General features: G+C 61.3%; 27 protein-coding genes and 1 pseudogene. 16 read left to right on the top strand and 12 right to left on the bottom strand.

All coding sequences use genetic code 11. The features are described 5' to 3' along the window. Positions 1–14: 14 nt before the first annotated feature. Positions 15–2,021 carry an eCIS core domain-containing protein gene (locus BLW05_RS32510; protein ID WP_177142906.1) on the bottom strand — a complete coding sequence of 669 codons (2,007 nt, stop codon included), beginning with the start codon at positions 2,019–2,021 and terminating at the stop codon, positions 15–17. 19 nt (positions 2,022–2,040) lie between these two features. Between BLW05_RS32510 and BLW05_RS32505 the strand changes: the two genes are divergently transcribed. From BLW05_RS32505 to BLW05_RS32495, 3 genes and pseudogenes are all read left to right on the top strand, one after another. Further along, positions 2,041–2,409 carry a macro domain-containing protein gene (locus BLW05_RS32505; protein WP_093168582.1) on the top strand — a complete coding sequence of 123 codons (369 nt, stop codon included), beginning with the start codon at positions 2,041–2,043 and terminating at the stop codon, positions 2,407–2,409. Between the two features lie 148 nt (positions 2,410–2,557). Next, positions 2,558–3,583, top strand: coding sequence for an ABC transporter substrate-binding protein (locus tag BLW05_RS32500; protein WP_177142905.1), 1,026 nt, complete (start codon positions 2,558–2,560; stop codon positions 3,581–3,583). Between the two features lie 199 nt (positions 3,584–3,782). Continuing rightward, a pseudogene (locus tag BLW05_RS32495) lies at positions 3,783–3,941 on the top strand (AraC family transcriptional regulator); the annotation flags it as partial. Between the two features lie 180 nt (positions 3,942–4,121). On the opposite strand, the gene BLW05_RS32490 reads toward BLW05_RS32495, so the two are convergent. After that, positions 4,122–4,586, bottom strand: a complete 465-nt coding sequence (locus BLW05_RS32490) for a DUF6790 family protein (protein WP_093168578.1) — start codon at positions 4,584–4,586, stop codon at positions 4,122–4,124. Between the two features lie 208 nt (positions 4,587–4,794). Beyond that, complete coding sequence (locus BLW05_RS32485; RefSeq protein ID WP_093168686.1) at positions 4,795–5,148, bottom strand: hypothetical protein; 354 nt, start codon at positions 5,146–5,148, stop codon at positions 4,795–4,797. A gap of 246 nt (positions 5,149–5,394) precedes the next feature. On the opposite strand from BLW05_RS32485, the gene BLW05_RS35740 reads away from it, so the two are divergent. Continuing rightward, positions 5,395–5,580 carry a hypothetical protein gene (locus BLW05_RS35740; RefSeq protein WP_143044996.1) on the top strand — a complete coding sequence of 62 codons (186 nt, stop codon included), beginning with the start codon at positions 5,395–5,397 and terminating at the stop codon, positions 5,578–5,580. Between the two features lie 371 nt (positions 5,581–5,951). Here BLW05_RS35740 and BLW05_RS32480 read toward each other — a convergent pair whose 3' ends face one another. The 3 genes from BLW05_RS32480 to BLW05_RS32470 form a co-directional block, all read right to left on the bottom strand. Further along, positions 5,952–6,218, bottom strand: a complete 267-nt coding sequence (locus BLW05_RS32480; RefSeq protein ID WP_093168576.1) for a hypothetical protein — start codon at positions 6,216–6,218, stop codon at positions 5,952–5,954. A gap of 23 nt (positions 6,219–6,241) precedes the next feature. Further along, positions 6,242–6,784 (bottom strand): H-NS family nucleoid-associated regulatory protein, encoded by a 543-nt coding sequence (locus BLW05_RS32475; RefSeq protein ID WP_177142904.1) that lies wholly within the window; start codon positions 6,782–6,784, stop codon positions 6,242–6,244. A 162-nt stretch (positions 6,785–6,946) separates the two neighbouring features. Then, the gene (locus BLW05_RS32470; protein ID WP_093168572.1) at positions 6,947–7,516 is read right to left on the bottom strand and encodes a hypothetical protein; all 570 of its coding nucleotides are present in this window, start codon (positions 7,514–7,516) and stop codon (positions 6,947–6,949) included. A gap of 121 nt (positions 7,517–7,637) precedes the next feature. Here BLW05_RS32470 and BLW05_RS32465 point away from each other — a divergent pair, with 121 nt between their 5' ends. Then, positions 7,638–8,258, top strand: coding sequence for a tyrosine-type recombinase/integrase (locus BLW05_RS32465; protein WP_093168570.1), 621 nt, complete (start codon positions 7,638–7,640; stop codon positions 8,256–8,258). A 100-nt stretch (positions 8,259–8,358) separates the two neighbouring features. On the opposite strand, the gene BLW05_RS32460 is transcribed toward BLW05_RS32465, so the two are convergent. After that, positions 8,359–8,799 (bottom strand): YybH family protein, encoded by a 441-nt coding sequence (locus BLW05_RS32460; protein WP_093168568.1) that lies wholly within the window; start codon positions 8,797–8,799, stop codon positions 8,359–8,361. A 565-nt stretch (positions 8,800–9,364) separates the two neighbouring features. Between BLW05_RS32460 and BLW05_RS32450 the strand changes: the two genes are divergently transcribed. The 5 genes from BLW05_RS32450 (at position 9,365) to BLW05_RS32425 (ending at position 12,869) form a co-directional block, all read left to right on the top strand. Then, positions 9,365–9,676 (top strand): hypothetical protein, encoded by a 312-nt coding sequence (locus BLW05_RS32450; protein ID WP_093168564.1) that lies wholly within the window; start codon positions 9,365–9,367, stop codon positions 9,674–9,676. 94 nt (positions 9,677–9,770) lie between these two features. After that, positions 9,771–10,232 carry a GNAT family N-acetyltransferase gene (locus BLW05_RS32445; protein WP_093168562.1) on the top strand — a complete coding sequence of 154 codons (462 nt, stop codon included), beginning with the start codon at positions 9,771–9,773 and terminating at the stop codon, positions 10,230–10,232. Between the two features lie 98 nt (positions 10,233–10,330). Beyond that, complete coding sequence (locus BLW05_RS32440) at positions 10,331–10,879, top strand: SLOG cluster 4 domain-containing protein (RefSeq protein WP_093168560.1); 549 nt, start codon at positions 10,331–10,333, stop codon at positions 10,877–10,879. Between the two features lie 437 nt (positions 10,880–11,316). Beyond that, positions 11,317–11,733 (top strand): TfoX/Sxy family protein, encoded by a 417-nt coding sequence (locus BLW05_RS32430; RefSeq protein WP_093168556.1) that lies wholly within the window; start codon positions 11,317–11,319, stop codon positions 11,731–11,733. Between the two features lie 314 nt (positions 11,734–12,047). Then, positions 12,048–12,869, top strand: coding sequence for an SDR family NAD(P)-dependent oxidoreductase (locus tag BLW05_RS32425; protein ID WP_093168555.1), 822 nt, complete (start codon positions 12,048–12,050; stop codon positions 12,867–12,869). Positions 12,870–13,538: 669 nt separating this feature from the next. Here the strand turns inward: BLW05_RS32425 and BLW05_RS35735 are convergent. After that, positions 13,539–13,769, bottom strand: a complete 231-nt coding sequence (locus tag BLW05_RS35735) for a hypothetical protein (RefSeq protein ID WP_143044995.1) — start codon at positions 13,767–13,769, stop codon at positions 13,539–13,541. 147 nt (positions 13,770–13,916) lie between these two features. Between BLW05_RS35735 and BLW05_RS32420 the strand changes: the two genes are divergently transcribed. The 3 genes from BLW05_RS32420 (at position 13,917) to BLW05_RS32405 (ending at position 16,022) form a co-directional block, all read left to right on the top strand. After that, a complete protein-coding gene (locus BLW05_RS32420; RefSeq protein WP_143044994.1) occupies positions 13,917–14,174 on the top strand; it encodes a hypothetical protein in 258 nt (85 codons plus the stop codon). Positions 14,175–14,689: 515 nt separating this feature from the next. Beyond that, the gene (locus tag BLW05_RS32415; RefSeq protein WP_143044993.1) at positions 14,690–15,130 is read left to right on the top strand and encodes a hypothetical protein; all 441 of its coding nucleotides are present in this window, start codon (positions 14,690–14,692) and stop codon (positions 15,128–15,130) included. A gap of 349 nt (positions 15,131–15,479) precedes the next feature. After that, a complete protein-coding gene (locus BLW05_RS32405; protein ID WP_093168548.1) occupies positions 15,480–16,022 on the top strand; it encodes a 2'-5' RNA ligase family protein in 543 nt (180 codons plus the stop codon). A 110-nt stretch (positions 16,023–16,132) separates the two neighbouring features. Here the strand turns inward: BLW05_RS32405 and BLW05_RS35730 are convergent, their stop codons facing one another. The 3 genes from BLW05_RS35730 to BLW05_RS32390 all read right to left on the bottom strand — a co-directional run bounded on the left by BLW05_RS35730 (position 16,133) and on the right by BLW05_RS32390 (position 18,061). Next, positions 16,133–16,489, bottom strand: a complete 357-nt coding sequence (locus tag BLW05_RS35730) for a hypothetical protein (RefSeq protein WP_143044992.1) — start codon at positions 16,487–16,489, stop codon at positions 16,133–16,135. Positions 16,490–17,001: 512 nt separating this feature from the next. After that, positions 17,002–17,394 (bottom strand): hypothetical protein, encoded by a 393-nt coding sequence (locus tag BLW05_RS32395; RefSeq protein WP_093168544.1) that lies wholly within the window; start codon positions 17,392–17,394, stop codon positions 17,002–17,004. Positions 17,395–17,896: 502 nt separating this feature from the next. Then, positions 17,897–18,061: an FmdB family zinc ribbon protein gene (locus BLW05_RS32390; protein ID WP_093168542.1), complete on the bottom strand. Its 165-nt coding sequence runs from the start codon at positions 18,059–18,061 to the stop codon at positions 17,897–17,899. A 123-nt stretch (positions 18,062–18,184) separates the two neighbouring features. Here BLW05_RS32390 and BLW05_RS32385 point away from each other — a divergent pair, with 123 nt between their 5' ends. From BLW05_RS32385 to BLW05_RS32375, 3 genes are all read left to right on the top strand, one after another. After that, entirely contained in the window at positions 18,185–18,658 is a 474-nt protein-coding gene (locus BLW05_RS32385) for a hypothetical protein (RefSeq protein ID WP_093168540.1), read from the top strand. A 145-nt stretch (positions 18,659–18,803) separates the two neighbouring features. Further along, on the top strand, positions 18,804–19,109 hold the full coding sequence (locus BLW05_RS32380; RefSeq protein ID WP_256330604.1) for a helix-turn-helix domain-containing protein: 306 nt from the start codon (positions 18,804–18,806) through the stop codon (positions 19,107–19,109). Next, on the top strand, positions 19,106–20,332 hold the full coding sequence (locus BLW05_RS32375; protein WP_093168538.1) for a type II toxin-antitoxin system HipA family toxin: 1,227 nt from the start codon (positions 19,106–19,108) through the stop codon (positions 20,330–20,332). The genes BLW05_RS32380 and BLW05_RS32375 overlap by 4 nt, the downstream gene beginning before the upstream one ends. A gap of 357 nt (positions 20,333–20,689) precedes the next feature. On the opposite strand, the gene BLW05_RS36330 is transcribed toward BLW05_RS32375, so the two are convergent. Beyond that, positions 20,690–21,037: DUF3592 domain-containing protein (locus BLW05_RS36330; protein ID WP_218135264.1), on the bottom strand; the 348-nt coding region annotated here is incomplete at its 5' end.

The following is a 21,037-nucleotide window of genomic DNA, read 5'->3' as shown; positions in this document are numbered from 1 at the left end:
CACAACGAGCGCGCTCACGGCGCGGGTTTGAGGCGGCTCAGCAAGCGCGCCGCAAGGTCCCGGACCAGGTCGTTGTCGTCTTTGCTCATCCCCTGCAGGTCGCGGATCAGCTGATTTTTCAGGTACGGATTTGCGTCGGCAATCCTGTACATGGCAATGATCGCCGACATGCGTACCTTGTAGGCATCGTCTGTCAGGCTTTCCCGGACCTTGCGGTAATTGCGGATTGGCTCTTCGGAGCCGTGCGTCGCCGACCCGTAAATGGGGACCGAGTAGGTGACGGTCTTGGAAACGTTTCTGCCCTTGCCGAGATCAAATTTCTTGCCTTCGACCAGCAGATACTCATGCGACAGCTTCATCCCGATGAATTGGAGATCCTGAAGGGTAACTTCGAGATCGCCACCTGAAGTCGCGCTTACCCGAAAGTCCGATTGGACGGTCACGGTCGCCCATATCGATTGCGCTGGATCATCCTCCGCGAGTTTGTTGAACGCAGCCTCCTGCTGCGACAGGGCCTGCTGCAGCGCCTGGTCGATTTTCTTCTTCCGGAGATCATCATAATTTTCCTTGTGAATGTGCACTTCAGGCGGAAAGAGCAACATGAGCCCCACCTGCAGCAGCAATCCCGGGGCTTCCTCGGCCAGGAAGCGCCCCGCGCTCCTGAACCGGGATGCCTTGATGCCGGTACGCGTCGCGCCTCCTGCTCCTGCTCCTTCTCCGACTGGCGGCGTCTCAACTTTTGGCTGGGTCGCTGAACTCTCCCCCGAAACGGTCTTTGGGTCCGAAGCAGGAGGGGCCGGATTTTTTTCCACTTGCGCAGGTTTTGGCGGTGGGGCGTCGCCGCCCGGTTTGACCTCCGTCTTCTCCTTGGTGGCGGTCTGGCCTGCGTCCTGCTCCACTTTCGCCACCGCGTCCGCCGCGGCCTTGTCCTCCGTGGCTTGCAGCTTGGCCTTTTCCTTCGAGCTCATGCCGCGTCTCTTGGGAATGTTGGGATCGGCGTGCTTGACCCGCAACTGCTCGGCTTCGTCGATGAACTGCGTTTCCGTCTGCGGCTTGGTATCGGGGATGCCCTGACCGGGCCGGCCGAGCCGCGGACCCTTTCCGGGCACGCGCGTGTTGTCCCAGGGCAGACGCGCTCCGGCGCTCTCAAGCCCCGCCCGAATCTCCGACTCGAAGGCCTGGACCTTTGTTTTGCTGCGCGCGCGGATCGTCCAGGCGTCCACGGCGAGCTTGCGGCTCCACTTGTTCCCCGCGGCCACGTACTCGCCAAAACGATCAGCGATCTCGCCCACTGTTGTCTTTCCGACTTTCAGGAATTCGCCTGTCGTGGCGTCCCGCAAGACATAAACGATCTGCGTCTGACCGCCCTCGAACTCCAATGCCTGGCGCCACGCAGAGTTCGTCAGGTCGATCTCGATATGCTGCTTCGATATCGCAATCTTGGAAGGTCCTCGCTGGATCGCCGGCGCCGCAAGCGGGGAGGGCGTGGCAGTGCCCGCGCGCGCCTGCTGTTCGGAGGAATGCGCCGCGTCCAGCACCGGCGCTCTGGCAAGGTCCCGATCGTCGAAGGTGGCCTGCTGGACGATGTGGGTCAACTCGTGAAAAAGGATTGCGTGTCCCTCCACCGTCGCGAGGTCGATTGCGCCGTCTCGCGCGACAATGTGCCGGCCCAAGGTGAAAGCCGGCGCGCCGACCGCCAAGGCCGCCTCGTCCGCCCATGGGCCGCGGTGCACGCGAACATTCCCGAAGTCGTGCCGAAAGCGTTGTTCGGCCATGCGGCGAGCCCTGGGCTCGAGCGGCTCGCCCGGCGTGCGCATCAACGGGTCGGCGACTTCATCGTCCTCACGCTGAAATACGGGAATCGTGCTGAAATCCCATGCGGGGCCACGCAGCGTCGCCTCGTTCTTCATCGTCGGTTGGAGTGCTTGTTTGACCTCCGCCGGCTTCTGCTGGTATGCCGTGCCATTGGTCGAAACGTCCGTTCCTTTCGCCTGTGACTTGGCGATCCTCGGAGCAAACACGGCGGCCCTCCCGAGACACATGATCGGGTTCGATTTTGCGCCTTTTCCTGAGATGGCTCACATCGACGTCATCTACTTTGACGGCTGGCAGGGCGGTAAGCAGAACGAGCCTGAGCTGCTGGCCTCATGCTATCGGCGTGCGCTCGAGCTCGCGACGCTGGTCGACGCCAAGACCATCGCGTTTCCGTGCATCAGCACTGGCGTCTATGGCTATCCCTTTAATCAAGCCGCGCGCATCGCAGTCGCCCAGGTCCGGGCGTACGCCGCAGAAAACGCCGAGCTCGAGGAAGTGATGTTCTGCTGCTTTTCGGACACGGACATCGCGGTGTACGAGGCGTTGTTGCAATCGCCTGCACGGTCTCCGGCGGAAGCTGAGCCTGGCGGATGACGACCGTTCCGGCAACTTCCGGGGGTCGGTATGCTGAGACGGCACACGACGGCCAGAAGTTACCGCTCACGGGCTGGATCAATGTGCGACCGTGAGTGGCAGTTCAGGGAGCTCGATGACAAGATGTGGCGCAAAATTGTGCCGACTCGTGGGATCGGGTGATCGGATGATTGATCGTCGGAAGTTCGCACAAGCGATGGCGCTGACTTGGTCCGCAAGGTTCGGCTTCGGACGTGCACAGACCTCGAGCCGAACCTACCGCGTTGGCTACCTTGGCTACACCGAGGCCACGGCACCCGACGAAGTGGATGGCTGGCCCGCCTTCGTGCAGCGCCTGGGCGAGCTGGGCTTCGTCGAGGGCCACAATTTGGCGCTCCTGTCGCGCTATGCGGAAGGCCACGACGAGCGTTACGCGGACTTCGCGGCGGAATTTGCGCGCCTGGGTGTCGATCTCGTCGTCGTCGCCAGCGGTACGGCGGCACGCGCCGTGATGACCGTCAGCCCCGCGACGCCCATCGTGACCGTGGCCGTGCCCGACCCGGTGCGTGCCGGCCTCATCGCCAGCCTGGCGCGGCCGGGCGGGCGGGTGACGGGCATCTCCAACCTGGCCGACGACTTGACCCCCAAGCGCATAGAGTTGCTGAAGGCCGCGGTGCCGTCCGTGCGAAAGATGGCATTCGCGCGCTGTCCAGGCTGCGCGCTGAGCGCGGGCGAGAGTGCGGCGCAAGTAGACGCGCGGTACGCGCAGTACGCCGCCGCAGCCCGCGCGTTGGGCATGGACTTGTTGCCGTTGAACGTCAATGCCGCATCGGACTTCTTGGCGGCGCGCGCCATCGTGCACCGGGAGCGGCCAGATGCTTTGTTGATCGGTGCCACGCAGATCAACGTCGCGCTGCGCACCGAGTGGCTCGCGCTCGCCGCCGAGCAACGGCTGCCGGTGATGGCGCCGTACCGCGGCTTCGGCGCGATGCTGTCCTATGGCCCGGACTTCGTGGCCATCTACCGGCGCGCGGCGGAATTCGTCGCGCTGATCCTCAATGGCGCCAATCCTGCCGAAACGCCGATGGAGCAGCCGACCAAGTTCGAGCTGGTGGTGAACTTGAAGCTCGCGCACGCGGCCGGGCTCGAAATTCCGCAGGCGCTGCTGCTGCGTGCTGACGCGGTGATTCGGTGACCAGGAACTCCGCTGTCTGGAAAGTAATGCGCGTGCTTGGCAAGCCAGATGCCGACGTAAGTCATGGCTCGAAAGTCCAGGTTCGCCATTCATTCGTCAAGGCTCTGATCTACCGGCCCCTCGGAACATTAATAAGGTGGGCCCTCCTCGATCGGAAGTGAGAGGTCCCGCGACCACTCGTTCCAGGAGCCCAAGTAGAGCCGTGGCCGCGTGGATTATTGCGCGGCTTGAAGGTGTCGAGGCCGCTGAGAGCGCACTCCACTACGTTGCACCTGTGGGCGAGAAGGAGCAGTTCGTTTCGCGGGCGATGAGCAACATCCTCCCATTCCTGCCCGCCGCGCTACTCAAGGCTGCTTGAGGCTCGCTGGCCCTTGAAGGGCAACACCCCGGGGCCCGAAGCTCCGGCGAGGCTGACAGGCTACAGTCGGCCACAACCCCACTTTCGGCCTCTACGTTCCGCCTTCCACTGAGCGCTCCCGCGACGAACCCTGTGTCGGTATGCCACGGTGATAAGTTCGCCGGACCGGTCACTCGCTCGTCAGCGGCCGAAGAATGCAAGGATACAAGTGCCTAGCAGCACGACGGCGGCGAACAGGTCCGACAGCATCGCCACAGTCTCAAGGCGGTTACGGTGTGGCTGAAGCACGTGGGCCACGCCGGCCAGTGCATAGAAGATGCCTCCGGCCAGCGCGGCTGCCAGTTGCCAGGGCGGGACAGCGATGCTCAGGATGCCCAACGTTCCCATCGCGAGATTTGCGAAGCCGAGTTCGCGCACCACAACCAAGGACTCGTCGCTCTTGAGTCCCAGGATTTCTTGTGCGGTGTAGGCAGGCTGGGCTACCTGTCGGACACCCGCGAGGAACAGGCGCCATCCCACTGCCCAGAAGACGTACCACTTCGCGATGAGAAGCGGTGTGAGGGCCGCACCGCCATGCCCCATCTCCCAGATAACCGAAAGAACGGGCAGAGCAAACATCAGAACGGCCACTACGACGTAGTACATGCGCAAGTCCTTTTACCGGGTCGCAATGATGCCTCGAGGCCGGCTGGGAGGGTGCATGCTTCTGGGCGGCGCGTGATGGCGCAGCTGCGATGTGCAGGAGCAGGCCACAAGTGGCCTTCCCTGCTCGCATCTCTCAGAGCCCCGACGTCGATAGTGTCAAGGGCGAAGTCGGTACCGGAAAGGCCACCGACAACCTATGAGCAGCGGGTTAGGGCTTGTCGGAAATCGCCGTGGTGGCTTGAGTCATGACGGTCGCCCATGCGCCGTCAATACGCTTCCAGACCTCAACTACCCACAGCCCGCCGCTGAAAAAACGAGTGACTACAAGGTCTCCTTGCTGTTCGTGTTTCTCGCGTTCCCGCGGGACATAGGGCCGATGCTTCTGCGTTTGGAGGTTGCCAATCCGTTCGGTCCGAGACATGAACTGGCCGTTCTGCTGGACAGTCGTGAAATTGCTCGCTGTGTATCTACCCCACCGAGCCGAATCGACCGCGTAAAAGGCTTCGTCGCGTTCACGCATTGCGGCTTGAAGGTCAGGAGGGAGCGTGGTCGCGTCGGTCATAGAAGCACTGTAGCAAACGCCCATTCTTTGCTCCATCGCGAGACCCGAGGTCAGCCTTGGTCCCGAACGCCGAGACGACAGGCTACAGTCGACCAGAACCAATAGGGGCCGCGGCGGCCGGGGCGTGTGCACACGAACTTCAAGCTCGGCCACAACCAACGACGCTCATATGGACGTTGTGCTAATTGGCCTTTGGCTCGTGCTGGACACCATGCTTATGCTTACAGGTAAGGTGGCGAGCTAACGATGAAAATCAATCCCGCCAATACGTCAGCCGCGATGGCATACCTTCTAGGTTGCGTCGCAGCAATCGCAATTTGCTTGCTTGCAAAGTTCGTTTTCAAGAAAAAATTGACCCTCAATCAGGCCGAAGCCATTGTTGTCGGAGTCATCGCAGTGGGCTGCGTGATTTTGACGGTCTTGTATAGCTAACGGGCAGAGGCATCCGCAAGCGGCTTCTTCCGGCCAAGACTAGACGGTCGCCTGCACCCCAGACTTTGCGGGAAAGCGGGCGTTCGCGGCGCGCGCAAGGCCACTTGGTTCGAACTCCACTACACCAGTGGCGCTCGCCTAATGGATGATGCCGGAGACGATGACGGCGAGACCCGAGGCGCTGATTGCAAGGCCGATGACTTTTTGGAGCTTCATGCGTCCATGCTGCCATCGGGCGCGGCATCGCGGGTTTGCGAATCTAGATGCGCGCCATTGAGCGGAGCTATCCCATGCGCTGGGCCTTCCCCCGAGACGATGGCCGCTACAGGCTCCGGTCGGCCGACAGCAGACCTCGACCCTGAGAAGAGAACCTACTTCTCAACGACTGACCAGCCTGCTTGTTGGTTTGTCTTGTCGTTTTCGTACTCCCACCGCGTGCCGCAGGCGTCGCAACGGTAGCTGGTGATGGTGACCGTGTGACCGCCGCTATCGCCATCGCTGCGCTCCACCTTGCGACTAGACATTTGAACCAGTTCGGCATGCCCGGGCGCGCGGCGCCAGTTGCGCTGGACTGCGGCGCATGAAGCGCAAAGCGCCGGTTTGTTCAGCTCATCTTGTCGGTTCGATGCATCGGTCATACGGCTTCAGGTTTCTCTCCGGGCTAGACCGCGAGTTCCTCAAGCGTCTTGCCAGACGCGACTAGGTCCTTAAGCCATCCGGGCTGAGGCCCCATCCCTGCCCAAGTTTTACCACTCGCTGGGTCCGCATACTGTTTTTTCGCGCGACGCTTTTGCGCGCCCTTCGCAGTTTTGGCAGCGGCCGGCCTCGTCGCGGTAGCCCGAGTCTTGCCGGTAGCCGGCTTCGCCTGGGTCGAGGCCTTACTCACCAGGAAGTCCTCGAGCGACTTGCCGGCTTCCAGTTCCGCGCGCAACCACGCCGGTCGAGGCCCCATGCCTCCCCAGACTTGTCCCTGTCCATTGGCATACTTGGCTTTTCCCGCGCTCGGGGCCTTGCTTGAAGTCTTCTTGGCAATGACGCCCTTCGATGGGGAACCGAATCCGAGTTGCTCGGCGGTGATGCCATATTCAGCGATTGCTACCTTGATGCGGTCGATGACTCCACTCATCTCTCGCATCCGTAGCCTCTCTGCCTCACGTTGCAGACTCTGGATTTGCTTTTGAACTTGCAAGTACGTTTGGGCCATGACTTTCTCCTTTGCTGTTGCCATGCGCCCGACTGTATCCGTTGAAGCTGACTAACTTAGTCAATCCAGGGGGGAGTCAGCCGGAATAGCAGACGGACGAGGACCCTTCCCACATCGAGTTCGGAGGCTACACGTCTGCCGAAGCGACGACCTGCCGGAGCCTCACTGCGGCGATTGCGGCAACTCGTCGTCACCGTACTCGAAAAGCAGCTCGCTCATGGCTTCACCAACCCCGTAGCCGATGCTGTAGCTGGCACGGCACACGGCACCCAAACGTTGCATCAGAAGGGGGCGCTGCGCATCTGGCAGCCTCGCGATAGCCTGCAACGCCTGCTCGAACATCCGCACGAGCGCCGCGAAGAAGGCCTCATCCTGCAGCCCGACTTCGATGCTGAAGGCTGATGCGCGTTCGCAGTAGAAGACCATCAATTCAGCCAAACCCTCCGGTTGGCCAATGGCGTTCTTGTAGTCCGCGATGGCCTTCTTCGCCTTGGCGACGGAGACTCCCTGGTTTCGGAGCGTGTCGGGCCAGAGCCAACGGTTGATGGTGGCCTTGTACGGTGCCAAGCCATCTCCGCCGAGTTCGAAACGCGTATGAAGGAATACTTGGTTGTCCTTGCTCGCCGCGCAGAGGTCATGAACCAATCCGACCAAGCCGTCGCGGTCGAAGTGGGCCAGCTTTGCTTTGACATCGCCCCAGGACGCACCGTTGCTAGGTTTGTCGGATTTCATCTCTGTTCGCGCTTTAAGGTTGGCATCGTAGACCGAGCCGTTCGGAGAGAGTCCAGAGAAGCTGCCCGTCGCCAGAGCTACCAGCGCAGACTGAGGTTCCTTTCCTCTACAGGAGCTCATCATGCAAGCAATCTCGACGACTCATCGCGAAGCATGGAACAAGGGCAAGCTGGTCGGCCAGAAGACTCCGTTCAGGCTCAAGGAAATCTGGGCCATTCGGGTGCGGTTGGAACTGCAAGGTCGGGTGCGCGACCTCGCGCTGTTCAACCTCGGCATCGACAGCAAGCTCCGAGCCTGCGACTTGGTGCAACTCCGGGTCCGCGACGTCTCAAACGGTGAGCGCGCTGCGGCCCGCGCCAAGGTGATGCAGCAGAAGACCGGGCAGCCAGTCCAGTTCGAGATGACGGGGCCAACGCGGTTGGCCGTAGAGGCGTGGATTGCGGCAGCGCATCTGAAGGCGGGAGACTTCCTCTTCCCAAGCCGGATTCATGAATCGCCGCACATCGGAACTCGCCAGTACGCTCGCATCGTTGATAGTTGGGTTGAGGAAATCGGCCTCGACAGCTCGGCTTACGGCACCCATTCGATGCGCAGGACGAAGCCATCGTTGATTTACCGGCGCACGAAGAACTTGCGCGCCGTGCAGTTGCTCCTTGGGCACAGCAAGATTGAAAGCACGGTACGCTACCTCGGCATCGAGGTCGAGGATGCCTTGGAGTTGGCGGAGCACACGGATGCTTGACGGCCATTGGCGGCCCTGCACAATGCGCGGGCCGCCCGCAGCGTCAGGCCAGGAGCGGTCGTCACCCCTCGTTCAAGCTCCTAACACCCGCCGGCGTGCGTTAGCCAGCGCCAGGGGCTATAACAGACAAGGCCGGACGCGGCGTTGTAATCGGGTCTGCATGCCGATGAACGAGCTTCCACTTGTCTCCCTCCAGCCGAAAGACGCTGGTCACTCTAACAGCCACCGGTACGAGGTTAGCGCCGCCGCCAACCTTCGCCCGTCCGTGCTCGACCTCGACAATACATGCGAGCTCATCGGAGACGTACCGCTCGACCAGGTCGACCCCCGTGGCCTCTCCGTCGCGGTAGTTTGCGGCCGCACGGGCCAGTGTCTCCTCGACGTTACGCCGACCGCGCGCATAGGGGCCGAACGGGTTTCCAAGCGTCACGTCCTCGGCAGTGGAGAACAAGGACTCGTACCCACCGGGGTCGCCCCTCAAGATAGCATCCAGAGCCGCATGGCTCTCTGCGATGGCGCTGTCAATGCCGGTCTTTGCCATGTGCGCCCCCTTCAGGTCTTCGCGTCCAGCTTAGTTCCCTCTGGCCAGGGTTTCAACCGCGGGCAACATGCGGAACGCTTGGGCTCTCGTCGCAAGGGTAAGTGTGTTTGAGCCACCCCGCAATCTGCTCCGGCGACCACTGCAGCTTGAGCTTGTCCGCTCAGGCATGCGACGAACGGCCGCTTCCGAGCAAGCCCGATGACCGCTTAGGCGCGGACCGGCGCTGGCAAGCTCCGGCAGAATGCGGCCACAACCGGACCCTCGGGACGCATTCCTGAATGAGACTATCTACGAGCTTCAGCACGGCCAGGTTGTTCGCCGCGGGGACAGGTACTTCGTGCGCTATGACGCGGGGTCGCTGGTGAACGCATGGCGGGAAGATGAAATCACGGAAGCGGAGTTCCAACGTGCTATGGATAGCCCAAGGACGCTGTACGACGTTGTCATCGGAATTCAGAAGCGCCTTGGGCTTGATGCAAACACGTCCAACTGGACCCCGCCCAACGCCTAGACTGCAGATGGCCAACGGCGGACCTCCGATGCCGACCCCCACCAAGAACCTTAGATGAAGAACATTCAGGTCATCGACGGCGCAGTGAACTGCGTGTACGACATCTTTGCCGCTACTGACGAAGAATTCGCGCTCATCTTTCCTGAAGGTCAGGACATCGCTTTCATCGATGAGGTGTACGGGCGCGGCGGACACGAAGCAGCTCTCAACAGAGCATTCGAGGCGCTATGGGCGCGTCGAGTCGTCAAGGCCCAAGCGATGGGAATCCATGGGCAGCTGTTCTACGACCTCGACGAGAAGAAGCCGTTCTATCCGACGAGGCGCGATGAGGAAGCAGAGAACCCAGGGGGCTATCGCCTTCGATAGCACGCGGCCTGTGGCAGGATGCGGAACCAGACCTTCGACGCTCGTCTAGAAACTCCGTCCTCGCTTCCCCAACCGTCCAAGCTCAAGTCCTACTGTGTCCGAACAATTCTTCATCCGTCCAGCCGTTGAGGGCGACTTCGTGGCTTGGCTGTCACTCTGGAATGGCTACAACGCGTTCTATGGTCGCAGCGGAGCGACGGCGTTACCGGCCGACATCACGCGCACGACCTGGTCGCGCTTCCTTGATGCCGACGAGCCAATGCATGCGCTGGTGGCGGAGAACTCTTCGGGCCTTCTCGGCCTCGCCCACTTTCTCTTCCATCGCAGCACCATTCAGCGCGGCCCGAGCTGCTATCTGCAGGACCTTTACACAGTCGAAGCTTCCAGAGGGAGGGGCGTCGCACGCGCGCTCATCGAGGAAGTCTACCGGCGGGCGAGGGAGGCCGGTGCACCGCGGGTGTACTGGCAAACCCATGAGACCAATGCCACGGCGATGATGCTCTACGACAAGGTTGCCGAGAAATCGGGATTCGTTGTCTATCGGAAGATGCTCTGACCGCGGACTGACGGCGGCTCGTGTGAACCAATTCAGAATCCGGCCGTGAGACGACTTTCAGGCGCTCCCCAATCCATCTAAGCGATGCCTCTCCGACCATGACGACTCCAATAACTCGGCGGCCCCAAATTTGCGTGCTTGGTAGCGCCGAACCAGGCTCCTCGGCGTTTGAGCGGGCGGGTGAAGTCGGCGCGCTCTTGGCTTCGCTCGGCATGACCTTGGTTAGCGGCTGCGGTAGTCCCGCAACAAGGGTTGCTGCCGAACGTGCCATAGGTGCGGGCGGTCTGGTGTTGAGCATCGTGCCACCTGACCACATGCCGCCCGCTGATTGGCCCGCAACGGTGGTTGTGCCCTGCGGCATGGGTGACGCGCGCAACTTGCTCATGGCCTTGTCGGGTGATGCCTGCATCGTCATCGGTGGAAGGGCCGGCACGATTTCTGAGGTTTGCCTCGCTTGGCTGCACCGCCGTCCATTGCTACCTCTCGTAGGACACGGGGGATGGTCTGATGGTCTGCCGTCAAATCCACCGGACGAGCGAAATAACTCGGAAATCTTGCCTTGGACCACGACAGCCGAACTCGAGGAGCAACTGCGTAAGCTCGGATTGGTCCAGACACGAACCGAGGAGGCTCGAACTGGCCCATAGCCAGTTCGGCCCACGCGAGGCTCTCGATACAGTAGGCTGCGAGCACCTCGTCGCAACCGTGACCACTTCAAACTGGAGACTCGCAGATGCGCTTCCTCTCGTTCGTCGAGCAGCTTTGGACGTTCTGGTTGCCCTTGGTGGCTTCGCTCCTTTTGGTGGCCTTCGCATTCTCCGACCGGAATTTGGGCATGGGCGTCCTCGGCCTCGCGACGGGAGTTATGGCTTGCCTCTTCAGGGTGATTGCGGTGGGCGCCTCCAAAGGCGACCGAAACGCAAGCAGGTAGGTGGAGTAGCGCACTCGAGAGGCAGAATCCGGCCAACTCCGGACCTTCCGACCTCGGTCAGAATTTCGCTCCGAACCACTCTTCTTTCCTACGCGCCATGAGCCATTGGTTGTCGGTCCGCCAGCGCTTCCTCATGAAACTGGGCATAAGACGATGAAACTGGCCGAGGAACTCCCCGAAGTGTTCGAGCGCTTCGGCCGTGTGTCAGCCCGCCGCATGTTCGGCGGCCACGGCATCTTCCACGAGGGTCGGATGTTCGGCCTCGTGAGCGGCGAGCGCCTGTACCTCAAGACTGACGAGGAGAGCCGAGCGAAGTTCGAGGCGAAGGGGCTCGCGCCTTTCGAGTACATGCGCTCGGGCAAGCTGACGCCGACCTCGTACGTGGAAGCGCCGCCCGAAATCTATGAAGACCGCGAGGAAGCGGCACACTGGGCCCGCCTGGCCTGGGAGGCCGTCCTGCGCAAGGGCGGCGCGGCCGCGCGAAAGAAGCCGGCTGCCGGGGAGATGGCTGCGACGAAGGCGCCTCAGAAGAAGCCGGCCACGAAGAAGCGCTCCGGCGCAAATCGCTGACCCGCTGTGCCTGCTGCCTAGGCGTTTGGAACAAACTGACCATCGTCGGTCGTGTGGCAAAGTTCGGCCAACTACGGACTTTCAACCCCGGCCCAGAATTCGCCCATGCAGCAGGCAAATCGACGGTGTTCGACTCCGCTTCGGCACATGGCCTCGCTTCCTTGGCGGTGTTCGACCAGCCGCTCTCTCCTATCGCTCACCGGACCTGCTAGCTTCGTCTGAGGAACAGGCCGTCCGCAGAGCTGTTGTGCGCCTTGACCATCTGAAGGTGCGCCTTCACACTCGTCCATCCCAACACAACCTCCGAGGCCGATATGAGACTCAAAGGTAAGGTCGCCGTAGTCACCGGCGGCACCAGCGGCATCGGTCGGCGCATGGTTGAGCGATTCGTCCAAGAAGGGGCCTCGGTCCTTTTCAGTGGTCGGCGCGCAGAATTGGGCGCCAAGGTGGCCCAAGACACCGGCGCGACGTTCATCGAAGCAGACGCCGCGGTGGAAGCTGATGCCGCGCGCACCATTGCCGCCGCCATGGCCCAAAGCGGCCGCATCGACGTGTTGGTGAACAACGCTGGCAGTGCCACTGGAAGCGCCCGCCTGGAAACTGTGTCGCTGGAAGACTTCGACTACACGTTTGCGGTGCACGTGCGCGGTGCTATGGCGCACATGAAGCATGTCGCGGCGCTCATGCGTGCGCAGCAGCATGGCAGCATCATCAACATTGGTTCCATCGCCGGGCACCGCGCCGGCTATGCGGGAACGCTGGGCTACTCGGCCGCCAAGGCCGCGCTGATTCACCTGAGCCGCTGCGCAGCGCTGGAACTGGGCGAGGACAACGTCCGGGTCAATTCCATCTCTCCGGGCGGCATCGCTACTGCCATCTTCGGTAAGGCGTATGGCCTGACGGGTGCGGAAGCTGAAGCCAGCGCTGAAAAAATGAAGGCGGTGCTGGGCAAGATGCAAGCCGTGCCGCGTGCCGGCATTCCCGACGACATAGCCAATGCCGCCATCTACCTGGCCAGTGACGAATCGTCATTCGTCAACGGCACCGACATCGTGGTCGACGGGGGCGCAATTGGTGGACGCCGTTTCAGCGATGTGGCGGCCGGCAGGCAGGCCATGCGCACCCTGTTCGAATGAGAGAGGGGGCCGCCCAAAAGGTCTTGCCCCGGCTCAACATCAGCGTCAGCGCACAGACTGCCTATTCGCCCTGGAGAGGTCGGCTACGAGACCAGTGTTTCGAATGCCGTCACTGGCTACTGTCGGCCAAGACCCGTGGGAGCTGCCTAGTTCGCCTCTTGTGGGACCGACAACACCGAGAAGCAGCAGAATTGCTGGTCGCGCCAAATGGAGGCTGCTATGTCGATTTCACACCCTCTCGCTTCCCAACCCCTGCTTGCTTCCGGCGAGCGAACGGGCAAAAGGCATGCTGCGAGATGCATCCTGTTTGCGCTTGCCGCCGCGTCCTGCTGGGCAGCGTTGGTGCAGGCCGCAGGGCCAACGGACAACAAGGGTGTGACCACCAGTGTGCTGGGAAGCATAGACCTGAGTACTGAAATTCCTGAGGCGACTGGCCGTCAATTGGCCCACATTTGAATACGTGGTGCAAGGCAACGTGGTGGAGGTGAGGAACGGCGTTGAAGTGCCACATGCGGCCGGCGAAATGGTGCCGGCCGGCAATGGCGTATCTCACTACTGGGAGAATCGGGGCACTACCCCTGTCATCCTCATGCCGGTCGACGTCTTCAAGCCTTGACCTGTTCAAGCGACGCCCCGTGCGCCTCCCGGCCCTCAGACGGCGTCGGGAGGCTACGGTCGCATCGCTTCGAAGGTCGCTGATGGGTCGTTGAACCCATCCAGCGCGTCCTTCTTGACCAACAGCCCTTCGGCAACCAGCTTTTCCATCGCTCGTGTGGCCTGTAGAGGACTCACCTTGGCGGCCCTGGCCACGATGAAACCATCTGCAGGGCCCTTCGAATTGCGAAGCGCGGCGAGTACCGCGTCTCGGCTACTGATGCCGAATGTACCTTTGGATGTCACCTGTCTCTCCTCTTCTTCTCTGCTTTCGCCCAACGCGTTGCCTGCGCCAACGCGACCCAACCAGATTCCTGTGAGTGCTGCTGCGTAAGGTGGGAGGCAGACAGCGGGCTCTTCAACCGGTACGCAGGCTCGCTTCAAGTACCAAGAGTGATTGACTTCACCTGGCGCTCGAAATCTCTCGAATGGACCCGGAGCAAGCCATTGGCAAAGCGTCGAACCACACGGATGCTTTATGACGAGTACTTCCGCCTCGAGAGCGTGGTGGTCGCTGGAGAACCATCCGGACAATGCCTCTATGAAGCCTTGACCCTCATTGGCCCCAAAGAATTGGAGATTGGAGATGCAAAGGGCCGGAGCGCCGGCGACAGCGGCTTCGAACCAGGAATACTGAACGCGAGCCTGTAGCCCGGAAGATGTGTACCAGCGAGCGCCGCCGCCGACGCCTCGCACCCTTGTTTCAAACTCCCGGAGCCAGAAGAAGAACTGGCTCAACTCGTCTCTCACCCGCAACCCTGCACCCATGATGACTAAATCGTAAAAGCGTTGGACCTCCGAGCCGCGAATGAAAGCGCAAATCAGAGGCCATTCGGCTTCATCTGCTGCGTCGCAGCAACAGTTCGGGCTACTGCAGAGCTGAAAGAAAACGGCGCGATAACTTTTTGGAGAGCGTCACTACGGGTAGACGCGGGTGCGACACGATTGATTTGTCGGCGCGCGAAGGGAGCGCGGGCCACGCAGCTTGAACTCCATCACCGAAGCTCACGAGATGCTACGAGGGCTCCACATCGATGTCTGTAACGGTGACCTGCGCCGGCGCGTGTTCGGAGCCCTGGCTGCAAGAGCTATCCCGTTTGTCGGAAATCGACGGTCACTTGCCCCATATCATTTCTGCCCGGTCCCAGCTTTCGTGTTACTCATCAATGACCCAACTTTCATGGGATGACCTCTTTACGGACGCGTCTCATCTGGAATTTCAGCGCTTGCTCGACATGTGGCCCAAGACTGTGTCGGGTCCCCTCGTCCCCATCGGCGCTTCGGCCTTTGGAGACCTTTTTTTCCTGAGGCCTCCTGGCAATGTCGAGAAACTGGACGTCTTGGTCGGTGGCGTTCACTATGCCGCCTCTAGCTTCGACGAGTTCAAGAGCCTGATGAACTCCAGGTACTGGCGGGATATGAATTTGCTAACCGGCGGCGTTCGTTTGGCGCAAAGCAAGGGGCACTCGAGGAAGCCGACTCAGTTCTTCGGCTTTTCCGCGCATCCATCGTCTTCGGAACGAATTGATTGGTCTTCGGCGAAGCCGATGGATGCCGTCGCTTGGCATGCTGTTTGTGCGAAAAAGCTTGACGGCTTTTCGCAGTAGCAGCGAGTCCCGACGAAGGCCGAGCCCTCAGTCCGAGATTTCTATCTCCCGCGTCCACTTCGTCACGACACAAGACGTCCTCTGGGAGGCAAACTGACGCCATGGTCAGGACGCTCTTTCTGCTACTCGCTGTTCTCTTGCCAGTTGGACTGGTCTATGCATTCGGCGCGTGGGTACTTCTCTTGCTGTTCGGGGTGGCGGCCGCAACGCTGCTGTTGTCGACCCGGAAGGCACGCGGAGCCGAGGCGACGCAGGGCGGTAGGCTCACCGGGTACTACACCACCATGACCACTGACCTTTAGGCCTCATCGAACTCGTCCAGATGTAGACTTCGGGGTGAGGAACGGCCATGCCGACGTCAGCGTTCATTGTTGAGGTGCCATCAGCCGAAGCGCTTGTCGGCGACTTGCGGGAACGCTTCGACTCGACAGCTCAGCTCGGCGTGCCTGCGCACGTCACGGTCCTGTACCCATTCATGGACCCAGCATACGTGACTCCCGCCGTTCTTCAGAAAGCTCGGACGGCATTGGTTAGCGTCAGCTCATTCGAGTTCTCGCTCGAGGGCGTCGGGCGGTTTCGGACAACTGCGTACTTGGCACCTTTTCCTTTGGTGCCTTTCACGGCCATGACGGCTTCACTCGCGCAGGCCTTCCCGGAGTTCCCTCCATACGGCGGTGAGCACGCGGGGTCGATTCCTCACCTCACGGTGGCGCACGGAGACGTCATTCATGCAGAGGTTGCCGCTGCCGAGCTCGAGGACCGCCTTCGGCTGTACGGCCCAATCGAAACGCATTGCTCATCTGTCGTCTTGATTGAGAACTCCACAGGGCGCTGGGGGAGGATGCATGTATTTCATCTGCCTGCTGCGGTCAATGAAGCTCGTGACACCTGAATGCGGTCGAAGACGGTTCGATGGCCTTCTCGACGATTGGCATGGCGGATTCCTGGAACTTGGTCGGGGTTCGCTAGGCGACCATCGGTCCGCGCCTGGCGGTCGGTCCCTCAAACCATCAGTGCGAGGCCGGGCGAACGTCGGCTGGCCCAGAGATTGACCAAGGCGTCGAGCTCCGTTTGGAAGACGCCAGTGGTGGTCTTGTTCGCATGCTCACTGTCGCCGCCGATTACCCGCGACGCATACCATCGTCCGTCAGTAAGCAGCAGGTGGTGCCCCAGGCATTCGAGGCCATAGGGTGTTTTTGGACTGCGTGGCATTCGGCGCAGGAGGAGTCCCTTGGCTTTACTGCCAGGCACTCCGGCCAGCGATACGAGCAAATACAGTCCGTCGTCCTGGACGATTCGGTCGCCGAGGTTCGGGTGATATGACAGCTCGGGTTGTGCTGGTTGCTGAGGCTTTGACATGGCACCCTGAATAACGGCAGGCAGGCGACGAGCTTGAGCGCTGTTACACCGGCGGAACAGGCCCATTCCTTGAGCTACCTCAAGGAATGAGTGGCAATCCATGGCTCGAAACCGGCGTCACTTCGATGCGGGTTTCGGGCAAGAAGCTAGTGTGGCGTGAATACACCGCCTACAAGTCCGATGGGTCGTTCAAGGGCCTAAGGACAGGGGCGCCTAGCAATAATCAGAGCGTGAATTCACCATCCGAGTTTGAAGACCTCAGCGACGACCAGTTGGCAGCGCTAGCTACGCAATGGCGAACTCGAGCGTTGCATGGCGAACGAGACGCCAATGGCCGCGCTCACGAACTGGAGCGCGAACTGCGCCAACGGAGCGGCGCCGCGTGCACGCTGGGGGCAGCCTTGCGCGGCGACCCACGCCAACTTGAAAAGCCTTGGTGAAGCAGGGCGATTCGCACTCCGCCAGTACTTGGAAGTGCACGTCCGTGCTCCGCGCGGTGCCTGAGAGCCTTCTCAGGTCTTCGCAGACTTCTTTGCCGCTCTACTCGCGGCCTGCAGGGCCGCCGCCTGCGCAGCGTGCTTCTCGGCACGCGAGGGCCTGTGGGCCTTGCCAGCCGTGGCCTTCTTAGCCTCCTTGGGCTCCTTATTTCCCCAGGGCTTCTCCTTGGCCTGCGGGTGGTGCGTCCTCACCAGCTTGTCGATGGCCTTCGCCCTCGGCTGCTGCGCCTGCGCTTGGCGCTTCGCACGTTCCTCCTTGAGTAGGCGGCGCTCCTCGGCCAGCACCTGCTCGGCTTCTGACGGCTCATGGTCCGCACCCAGCGAGTGGACGCGGTCCATCGTCGCCTTGTGAAGCATCGCGCCGTTCTTCGCGATGCGGTGGGTCAACGATGCGATGCGAATCGGCATGGTGCGTTCCTCCTGGTGGGTGGAAGACCAATGTAGGCCGCCCGCCGCATCCTGCCAATCGATTTGTATGACTTCGCCCCTGCGACAGTGAGTTTCTGCTGCTGGAGAAGGGGCTGTCTGCGCTTCTGGCCGCACTGTCCCCTTGGCACGAAGGCTCTGGTGTGCCGCCGGGAAAAGCTAGGTCCTCGAGCAAAGCGGACCCCGCTGGTACTCGAGTGGTTGGGCGCGCTGAAATGGTCGCTTCAAGCCTGAGCAGTTGCTCTCCCGGCCCGGCCGTCCGCTTTCGCTGGAATTCTGGGACGGCTGTGACTGACCGGTATTCGCCGTAAGCGCGCTGTCGTACGCGGCCGATACTGGGCGATGGCAACCGGCCTCAGATAGGCGTCTATTTGCGCGCCAGCAGGTCGCCGAAGTTTTGGACCTGCCGTGCATCAAGTGGACGTCCGACAGCGGCCCCGAACACCTGTAGAGAACAAATCACCGGCGGTTTCGGGTGGATGACCTAGCTTTTCTTGGACGTCTTCGCAAAGAATTTCGTCGGCTGGTGCTGAACGGCTTCACTGGCGCACTTCGGGCAACGCAGACGAGCAGTCTCGTGCTCAGCGACGTGTTCGATGTGCTCGAAAACTTCGCCGCACTTTGCGCAACGATATTGGTACGTAGGCATGGCACTTCTCCACTCATGAGCGGGTTGTGCAAGTTTTGCGAGGGCGCCCGCTCCTGGCGTTTCATCCTACGACGACGGGGTTTCCGTGGAAACACTTTTTCGGGATGTGGTGGAGGTCAGCCAATGGCCGGGTCCGGCGGTTGTAGGAGGCTTGCCAAGCCAACCATTCTGGCGGAGATGCAGCTGTTGCACGTAGCCAGCTTCCTCCATCCGGCGCGGGTACTGCCCAGGGTCGAACAAGCTCCTGAATCGAGCGGAGCAGTTCGCTTCTTCGTAGACAACTTGGACAGATGCCGCATCGAAGAACGCTCTGAGGTGCCTCCTCACGGCCTGTGGAGTCGAGCCGTGGCACCGAAAGGCGAGCGAGATGAAGTCGACTTGGTTTGTCCTGTCTTGGTACATGTCGATGACGAACGCATTGAGCTCAGCGGCGCCGCTCTGAAACACATACACATCACCGCGGCCAAGGCGAGGTTCTTCAAAGAACTGCTCATACAGGGCAACGACGTCAGCTTCGACGCCGAGCAAGCGGCTGTAAAGGGGTTCGACCGGGGCTCCGGGCAGGGCCGGCGGAGGTGCCGCTCGCGAACGATTTAAATTGCAAAAAATTGAGCCTAGGATGGAGAATTCGCAGTTAAGCAAGAATATGTTGTGTGTAACGCAGGGTCTCGCGGTTGACCCTGAAGGCATTAAAGCATAAAATATAAAGCGTTAACTGCCATTTGCCATGATAAGGCACAACATGTTGCTATTTGAGCTCGCCACAGTCTCCGAAATCGGGACCGAAATCGGTCGGCGACTTCAGGCCCAGCGGCTTGCCCAGAATCTGACGCAGGCCGAGGTGGCGGCGCGCGCTGGCGTCTCGAAGGGCACCGTCCAGAACCTCGAAACGAAGGGGCAGGCGACGCTGGAATCGCTTGTGAAGGTCGTGATGGCCCTTGGCCTCGTGTCCGAGCTGTCTGGCCTCTTCGTACAACGCGCCACCTCTATCAAGCAGCTGGAAGCCGCCAGTGCTGGCCGCAAGCGTGCAAGGACTTCGAACAAGTGAAGAAACTGACCGTCATCTACGCCGGCTGGGGCGAGCTCTATCCTCTTGGGGAACTGGCCGACAACGGTAAGCAACTGCTGTTTGAGTACACGCCTGAAGCGATGGCACGCGGGCTCGAGCTGTCGCCGCTGAATCTCAAGCTACGTCCCGCAGCCTACGGGGACTTTCCGCACCACCAGTACGGACTGCCCGGCCTCATCGCGGATAGCCTGCCGGACGGTTGGGGCCTCGCTCTGCAGGACAAGCTCTTTCGCAAGAAGGGCTTCAATCCGGCTCGCGTGTCCCCACTGGACCGGCTGGCGCTGGTGAACAGCAACTCGATGGGCGCTTTGGTCTTCGAGCCACCGCAGGCTGAGCCACTGGAAAAAGCCGATGTCGACCTGCTGGCGCTGGCCAACGAAGTGCGCGACGTCATGGAGGACGAAAGCGTTGAGCTGCTGCGCGAGCTGGTGGTGATGGGCGGGTCGCCTCATGGTGCGCGCCCGAAGGTGCTGGTCAACTATGACCAGGCCAGCGGTCGCATGGTCAACTCGGAGTACGCCGCCGGTGTGCCTTGGCTCGTCAAGTTCCAGGCAGAGAACGAGCACAAGGAGGTGTGTGCCATCGAGGACTTGTACGCGTCATTCGCACGCAACTGTGGCCTCGACGTGCCGCAAACCCAGTACTTTGACCTCGACAAGAAGCTGGCGGCCTTCGGTATCGCGCGTTTTGACCGTCAAGAAGGCCAGCGCGCCCCTATCCAGACCGTGGCAGCACTGCTCAACGCCAACTTCCGCCTGCCGTCGTCGGTCGACTACACCTCGTTCATTCGCCTCACCCGGTTCCTCACTCGTGACGAGCGCGAAGTCATCAAGGCATTCGAGCGTTGCGTCTTCAACGTCGTGTTCAACAACCGCGATGACCACGCAAAGAACTTCTCTTTCCGAATGACGCGTGCTGGCGCATGGCAGCTGTCGCCGGCCTACGACCTGACGTTCTGCGAAGGTCCTGGCGGTGAGCACCAGATGGACATCTGCGGCGAAGCGCTCGCACCCTCCCGCGCAGACCTTCTCAAGCTGGCGCAGCAGATGGGGCTGAAGCCAAAGGCGGCGATAGACATCATCGACAACGTAGTTGAGAAGGCGGGCTGGTTCAAGGCAGCGGCCAAGAACCACGCAATCCGCAAGGCGACCATCGACCATATCAGCAGCGCAATCGAAGCCAACCGGGCGCGAATGAAGTAAAGCCTCACAGGGACCGAACCAGGCACGGGTGCTCCGCGCCGGATGAGAAGGTGCCGCCGAATTCTTCGGCAAGCTAGGCTTCAGCAATTCGACGAACGCGATGGAGCGTTTGCGGCGCTAAGCGCGCGCTCGATTCCGGGCGCGACACAAAAGGTGGAAGCCACCGGCAGCGAACATTTTGCTGCAACATCGACGGACGGGCCTGAACCGACTGGACCCAACCGCTCCGCGCGTCCCCGGGCGGCAGCGGCTAGGCGAACGGGGCAGACGTTCCGAATGTCGGGTTCTGGCCGCAATCGGCTTTGGGCGCATCGATGCCCAAGCAGGCACTCATCGGACGAAGGACCATAGGTGCTGTCACGTCTTCTTCCCTCGCCAGGACGCTGGATGGAGCATGGCAACGCCAAGCAAGAGGAACGCGCCTCCTGAAGCCACGAGGAACCAGCGGAACGCGCCGCCGTCCCGCATGACCTCAAGCGCCGCATTGCGTGGATTCCCTGGCTCGTAGATGACGGAGACCTGGCTGCCTATGGGACGAGTGCTTGCCTGCGATTCCGCCTCGCTGCGTTGGTGCTTGCACGCCAATGTGCCAAACGCCGCGCGACGATTGAAGGTAAGCGTGCGACCGAGGCCCTCTTGAATGCGACGTACTGTATGAAGACGATCGTGTGATCGTGCTCGCCGAAGGATGGTGTGCACTTCACG

The sequence above is a fragment of the Variovorax sp. YR216 genome (assembly GCF_900107745.1).
Taxonomy (GTDB): Bacteria; Pseudomonadota; Gammaproteobacteria; order Burkholderiales; family Burkholderiaceae_C; genus Variovorax.
Note: the sequence above shows the minus strand (reverse complement) of the source record. Positions and strands in the feature narration are given on the sequence as shown.

Coding starts and splice junctions, on each gene's coding strand:
- BLW05_RS32385 (WP_093168540.1), top strand. CDS start 18,185: ATGGCCGGGTCCGGCGGTTGTAGGAGGCTTGCCAAGCCAACCATTCTG.
- BLW05_RS32470 (WP_093168572.1), bottom strand. CDS start 7,516: ATGAAATCCGACAAACCTAGCAACGGTGCGTCCTGGGGCGATGTCAAA.
- BLW05_RS32460 (WP_093168568.1), bottom strand. CDS start 8,799: ATGGCAAAGACCGGCATTGACAGCGCCATCGCAGAGAGCCATGCGGCT.
- BLW05_RS32480 (WP_093168576.1), bottom strand. CDS start 6,218: ATGACCGATGCATCGAACCGACAAGATGAGCTGAACAAACCGGCGCTT.
- BLW05_RS32405 (WP_093168548.1), top strand. CDS start 15,480: ATGCCGACGTCAGCGTTCATTGTTGAGGTGCCATCAGCCGAAGCGCTT.
- BLW05_RS32380 (WP_256330604.1), top strand. CDS start 18,804: ATGTTGCTATTTGAGCTCGCCACAGTCTCCGAAATCGGGACCGAAATC.
- BLW05_RS32450 (WP_093168564.1), top strand. CDS start 9,365: ATGAAGAACATTCAGGTCATCGACGGCGCAGTGAACTGCGTGTACGAC.
- BLW05_RS35740 (WP_143044996.1), top strand. CDS start 5,395: ATGAAAATCAATCCCGCCAATACGTCAGCCGCGATGGCATACCTTCTA.
- BLW05_RS32465 (WP_093168570.1), top strand. CDS start 7,638: ATGCAAGCAATCTCGACGACTCATCGCGAAGCATGGAACAAGGGCAAG.
- BLW05_RS32505 (WP_093168582.1), top strand. CDS start 2,041: ATGATCGGGTTCGATTTTGCGCCTTTTCCTGAGATGGCTCACATCGAC.
- BLW05_RS32485 (WP_093168686.1), bottom strand. CDS start 5,148: ATGACCGACGCGACCACGCTCCCTCCTGACCTTCAAGCCGCAATGCGT.
- BLW05_RS32430 (WP_093168556.1), top strand. CDS start 11,317: ATGAAACTGGCCGAGGAACTCCCCGAAGTGTTCGAGCGCTTCGGCCGT.
- BLW05_RS32415 (WP_143044993.1), top strand. CDS start 14,690: ATGACCCAACTTTCATGGGATGACCTCTTTACGGACGCGTCTCATCTG.
- BLW05_RS35730 (WP_143044992.1), bottom strand. CDS start 16,489: ATGTCAAAGCCTCAGCAACCAGCACAACCCGAGCTGTCATATCACCCG.
- BLW05_RS32440 (WP_093168560.1), top strand. CDS start 10,331: ATGACGACTCCAATAACTCGGCGGCCCCAAATTTGCGTGCTTGGTAGC.
- BLW05_RS32490 (WP_093168578.1), bottom strand. CDS start 4,586: ATGTACTACGTCGTAGTGGCCGTTCTGATGTTTGCTCTGCCCGTTCTT.
- BLW05_RS32475 (WP_177142904.1), bottom strand. CDS start 6,784: ATGGCCCAAACGTACTTGCAAGTTCAAAAGCAAATCCAGAGTCTGCAA.
- BLW05_RS32425 (WP_093168555.1), top strand. CDS start 12,048: ATGAGACTCAAAGGTAAGGTCGCCGTAGTCACCGGCGGCACCAGCGGC.
- BLW05_RS32395 (WP_093168544.1), bottom strand. CDS start 17,394: ATGCCGATTCGCATCGCATCGTTGACCCACCGCATCGCGAAGAACGGC.
- BLW05_RS32390 (WP_093168542.1), bottom strand. CDS start 18,061: ATGCCTACGTACCAATATCGTTGCGCAAAGTGCGGCGAAGTTTTCGAG.